The sequence below is a fragment of the Streptomyces sp. NPDC050448 genome, assembly GCF_040655295.1.
GTDB lineage: Bacteria > Actinomycetota > Actinomycetes > Streptomycetales > Streptomycetaceae > Streptomyces.
Genome location: NZ_JBFAJR010000096.1, coordinates 1 through 5,002, shown reverse-complemented (window position 1 = coordinate 5,002; position 5,002 = coordinate 1). Strand labels below are relative to the sequence as shown.

General features: G+C 71.1%; 3 protein-coding genes. 2 read left to right on the top strand and 1 reads right to left on the bottom strand.

Annotated features, from left to right (window positions below; translation table 11 throughout):
- The first annotated feature begins 329 nt into the window (after positions 1–329).
- Positions 330–2,123, top strand: coding sequence for a protein kinase (locus AB0I68_RS38700; protein WP_363182137.1), 1,794 nt, complete (start codon positions 330–332; stop codon positions 2,121–2,123).
- 59 nt (positions 2,124–2,182) lie between these two features.
- On the opposite strand, the gene AB0I68_RS38695 is transcribed toward AB0I68_RS38700, so the two are convergent.
- Positions 2,183–2,353, bottom strand: coding sequence for a hypothetical protein (locus tag AB0I68_RS38695; RefSeq protein ID WP_363182136.1), 171 nt, complete (start codon positions 2,351–2,353; stop codon positions 2,183–2,185).
- 333 nt (positions 2,354–2,686) lie between these two features.
- On the opposite strand from AB0I68_RS38695, the gene AB0I68_RS38690 reads away from it, so the two are divergent.
- Entirely contained in the window at positions 2,687–4,456 is a 1,770-nt protein-coding gene (locus AB0I68_RS38690) for a protein kinase (RefSeq protein ID WP_363182135.1), read from the top strand.
- Positions 4,457–5,002 lie beyond the last annotated feature (546 nt).

Here is a 5,002-nt window from a genome sequence, read left to right as displayed (position 1 = left end):
TGACCAAGGGCCGGCAACCGCCCCCACACACCACAGACGCCGGAGAGGCCACAGCCTCCCCGGCGTCTGCACGCGCGCAACGACTCCCCCCACCCTGTCTCTATCCGCTGCCCGACCGGCGGGGCCCGCCGGCTGAACGACCGCCCGGCTGGGCACGGCGAGGGCGCCGTGATCCTCGGGGGCGGTTTCTCGTGCCGCGTTCAGCTGGTCGCGCTCGACGGCCGACCGGCCCTGTACCTCACGGAGTTGCTTGCCTTGCGGCTGCGGGAGCGGGGTGTCGGGGGGCAGCCACTAGGGTGGTGCGAAAGAGGTTTGTGAAGGGGCGCGGGATGAGCAGCGAGTTGGCAGCAGCCGGATTCTTCCAGCCGCTTGGGGTGGACGATCCACAGATGGTGGCCGGCTACCGCATCGCGGCCAGGCTCGGCTCCGGAGGCATGGGCAAGGTCTACCTTTCGCACACCCCCGGCGGCCGGCCGGTCGCCATCAAGGTGATTCGCCAAGAGTTCGCCGAAGACCCGGAGTTCCGGCACCGGTTCAAGCAGGAGGTGGCCTCCGCGCAGCGGGTGCAGGGCCTTTTCACCGCGCCCGTGATCGACGCCGACGCGGACGGGCCGGTGCCCTGGCTCGCCACCGCGTACGTGCCCGGGCCCACGGTCGCGGCCGCCGTCGCCGAACACGGGCCGCTGCCCGCCCGTACGGTCCTGATGCTGGTCGCCGGGATCGCTGAGGCCCTCCAGGTCATCCACGGCGCGGGCATCGTGCACCGGGACCTCAAGCCGTCCAATGTGCTGCTGGCCTCGGACGGGCCGCGGGTCATCGACTTCGGCATCGCGCGGGCCGCCGATGCCACCTCGCTCACGGCGAGCGGGGTTGCGATCGGCACCCCGTCCTTCATGGCGCCGGAGCAGGCGGCCGGGGGCAGGATCGGCGCGGCCACCGATGTGTTCGCGCTGGGGCAGGTGGCCGTGTACGCCGCCTCGGGCGCCCCCGCGTACGGGGAGGGCCCCTCGCACGGGGTGCTCTACCGCATCGTGCACGAGGAGCCCGACCTCTCGGGCCTGCCGGCGGAGCTGCGGCCCCTGGTGGAGCGTTGCCTTGTCAAGGTCCCGGCGGAACGGGCCTCGCTGACCGAGATCCTGGAGCTGTGCCGTGCCGCCGCCGATCAGACGCAGCTGCGGCGGCAGGAGGACTGGCTGCCGAGTGGGTTGGCGGCAGGTATCACCTCGCGGCAGGGGGTGATCCCGGGTCCGGTTGCGGCGCAGGGGGCGCCCGTACCGACCCCTGCGGCAGCGGGTGGGCCCGTACCCACCGCGCCCGCGCAGCAGCTGCCGCCCATGCCCGCCGGGCTGCCCACCCAGGCGGGGGTGGCCCACCAGCCGACGGCGCCTGCCCACCCTGCCGTCCACGCCACTCCGGCCCCCCAGGTCCCGGCGGCTCCGGCGCAGCACCCCGCGTTCAACGCGCCGTACCAAATTCCCTACCCGCCCACGGGCGCGTACCAGGCACCCACGCCCGCGCCGTACTTCCCAACCCCGCCGCCGCAGCCCCAGCGCAACCGCTCCGCCATCGTGCTCGGCGCGATCTTCGGCTCGCTGGTGCTCCTGCTCGGAGGCTGCGCGGCGCTCGCGAAGGTGATCGGCAAGGACAATGACAACCGGCGCGGCACGAGCAGCGGCAGCACAGCGTCGCAAGGCGGTGGCGGCGGCGCGAGCGCCAGGCCGAGCACCGATCCGACGCCCGCCTCCTACCCCGGCTTCGAGTTTCCCGCTGGGTATCACATCAAGCTGGGGGACGACCCGCTCACGCCGCACGACTCGAACTACGACGACCTGTATCTGACCTGCGGCGGCACCTCCATCGGCTGTACCTTCGGCTCCTACGGCACCAGGCTCGTGCTGCTCGACTCCGCCGAGAAGGGCTCCCTCAAGACCTGCCGCGAGGTGACCCGCTTTACCACCCAGATCAAGGTGGAGACGCTGTCCAAGGGCGCCGAGATCTGCATGCGGACCAAGTCGGGCAATGTTGGCCTCATCCTCTTCAAGGGCATGTCGGCGCAGGACGACCCCAGTGTGCACGCCAAGGTCGACGTGACGGTCTGGCGCGGCGCGCTCGCGCCGGAGTAGGAGTGGGCGCTTTGCGCGGGACTCGCCGCGGCGCCCTGCCTCACCGCTCCCTTCGCGTGTCACGCGCGCGGTTTTCTTCTGCTGCGCAGGAACCTTTCGATCTCGCGTTCCACCAGCGTTTCGACGTGGCGCAGGGTCTGGCCGCAGAGCCAGGAGTGCTCGTGTTTCAGGACGAGGATGCTGTTGTGGACATCCCCGGTGGCCCGCCCTTCCCCGCGTGTGGATGGCATCAAAGGCGAAGCGGTCGCCGGCGTACGCGAAGGTCGGTCCCGCGGCTCAGAAGCCCGTCGTCGCGATGCGACCACTCCGGGACGAGAGCGTCAGCCGGCGGACATGCCCAAGGGAGAGCGCCGCGCCACTGAGCTGCCGCCGTCGGCCGGGCCGCCGGGGGAACGCACGAGTGTCCTGGTCTCAGGTGAGATGTCTTGATGGTCACGGCTGTTGGCAGGTGCACCTGCGCGCCGAGGCCCGGGGGCTGTGCGCACTCGCACATACGCGAACCCCTACTGTGGTGCCCGTCAAGTGGCGGATTTTCGAACAGTGCGACGAACGGGATGTGACAGGTGACGGGGGCGAGCGGCGCGGAACTGGTCGGCGAGGTTCTGGGCGGGCGATACCGCGTGACCGCGACGATCGGCCGCGGTGGCATGGGTGTGGTCGCCCGCGCGGTGGACCAGTTGCTGAACCGCGAAGTCGCCGTCAAGGTCCTGCGGGCCTACACCGACGCCTCCCCGGCCGAACTGGCCGATCTGCGGGTCCGGATGCAGAGGGAGGCGCAGGCTGCCGCCCGTATCCGACACAGCGGTGTGGTCACCGTCCACGACGTGGTCGAGGAGCAGGGGCTGCCGGTCATCGTCATGGAGCTGGTCGACGGGCCCTCCCTCGATGATGTGCTGGCGGAGCGCGGCCCACTGGATCCGCGCGAAGCGGCCGCGATCGGCGCCGAGCTGATGGACGCGCTCGACGCGGCACACCGGGCCGGGGTCCTCCACCGGGACGTCAAGCCCGGCAACGTACTGCTTGAGCGCAGCGGCCGGGTCGTGCTCACCGACTTCGGCATCGCCAGCATGGAGACCTCCGGCGACGAGGCCCTGGCCAAGCTGACTCAGAGCGGCCAGATCGTCGGCTCCCTCGACTATCTTCCGCCGGAGCGCGCACAAGGCCAGGTACCGGGTGCCGCGTCGGACATCTGGGCACTCGGCATGACGCTGTACGCGGCCGTGGAGGGCGCTTCGCCGTTCCGCCGTACGTCGGTGTGGTCCACGCTGGCGGCGATCGTCGGCGATCCGCTGCCGGAGCCCCGGCGCGCCGGACCGCTCACCCCGGTGCTGCAGGCGCTGATGGCCAAGGATCCGCTGCAGCGGCCCGACGCCGGGCAGGCGCGCGAGATGCTGGAGGCGGTCGCCGGGGGCAGGACGGCGGACCTCACGGCGGCACCGGCCCCCGAGCCCGTTACTGCGCCGGCCTTCGGTCCCGCCCCCCAGCCCGTTACCGCGCCGGCCTTCGGTCCCGCCCCCCAGCCCGTCACTGCGCCGGCCTTCGGTCCCGCCGCCCCGTTCTCCCCGCCCGCCCCCCAGCAGGTCGTCTCCTACATGCCGGCCGACGCGTACTCTGCCCCTCCGCTGCCGGGCGCCGCGCAGCCGGGCATGGCGCCCGGCATACCCGCCGGTTCCAACAGCGGTTCCGAAACCCGTGCCACGATGGTCCGCGCGCGGCGCAGCCGCACCCGTACTGTCGTCGCGGTGGCGGCCGCCACCGTCCTCACCTGCGGCGGAGTCGCCTACGCCCTGATGGACACGCGAGGCGTCGCGGGCGGCAGCGGGTCCAACACGGCGCATCCCGCGGCGAGCACCCCCGCCGACAGTGGCATGTCCGACGGCCCGACCTCCCTGGGGGGCCCGACGTCCATCACCCCCGGCGGGACGCCGTCCGGCATCCCCTCGAAGGGGGGCGAGGACCGAGGTCCCACGTCGGGGCCCAGCAACGGAGGTGACAAGCCGGCCGGGGGCTCATCCGCCTCTCCGGGGGCAAAGCCCGGTTCGACGGTGAAGGAGCCCACCCCGGTGTCGACGGCGTGCACCGGCTGGGCCCACTCGAACCGCAGCAGTGGCGACGGCCACGTGGCCCAGAACACCCACCTCTACACCGGGCCGTACGCGGAGTGCTCCTATGTGACCGCGGTCAATTCCGGCGTGAAGGTCTACTACCACTGCTACGTCACCAATGCCCAAGCCAACAAGTGGATCTACGCCCGTATCGCGGGCACGGGCACCGAAGGCTGGGTGTTCGGCGACAAATCCACCTTGGACAGTGGCACGCTCGCCCGCTGCTAAGACTGTGATCCGCAATTTCGGCGGCCGGAGGTCACCGTGAGGTGCTCTTGAAGAAGCCGACCGGGCCGTCGCTGATCCTGAATTCTGGACCGTGACCGGTCCGGGCAGGGCGCCTGTAGCGAGCGATGCACCGCAAGCGGTGGCCGTTCCGTGCCGGTGCGCGTCTGGTCGGCGGAGGTTGCCTGAAGGGCAATCTCCCCTCCAGCTAACCGACTTCACCGGCTGGAAGAACCCGAGCTTCTTCGGGGAGTAGCTGACCAGAACGTTCTTGGTCTCGCAAGCTACCGGCGAACCTTGGTTTGAGAACCGCAGGTCAGGGGGCTTGAAAAAGCCGACATGGGTCCGCCCCGGCGGGGTGTCGCCACCGGGGCCGTCGCGGTCGGCCTCTGCAAGGGCCGGGATAGGCTCTGTCTCATGGCTGACTTCGTGCAGGTATCCACGGCGACCGAGACGTGAGGTTCCCCCGAGATGCGGGATTGAGTGACAGAGGGTCAGATGGGTTTCATGAGAGGAGCCCAGACGATGCCTGCACCGAGGAAATACCCG

What these genes read in the sequence shown, in the direction of transcription:
- AB0I68_RS38700 (WP_363182137.1), top strand. Translation starts at nt 330, where the DNA reads ATGAGCAGCGAGTTGGCAGCAGCCGGATTCTTCCAGCCGCTTGGGGTG.
- AB0I68_RS38695 (WP_363182136.1), bottom strand. Translation starts at nt 2,353, where the DNA reads ATGCCATCCACACGCGGGGAAGGGCGGGCCACCGGGGATGTCCACAAC.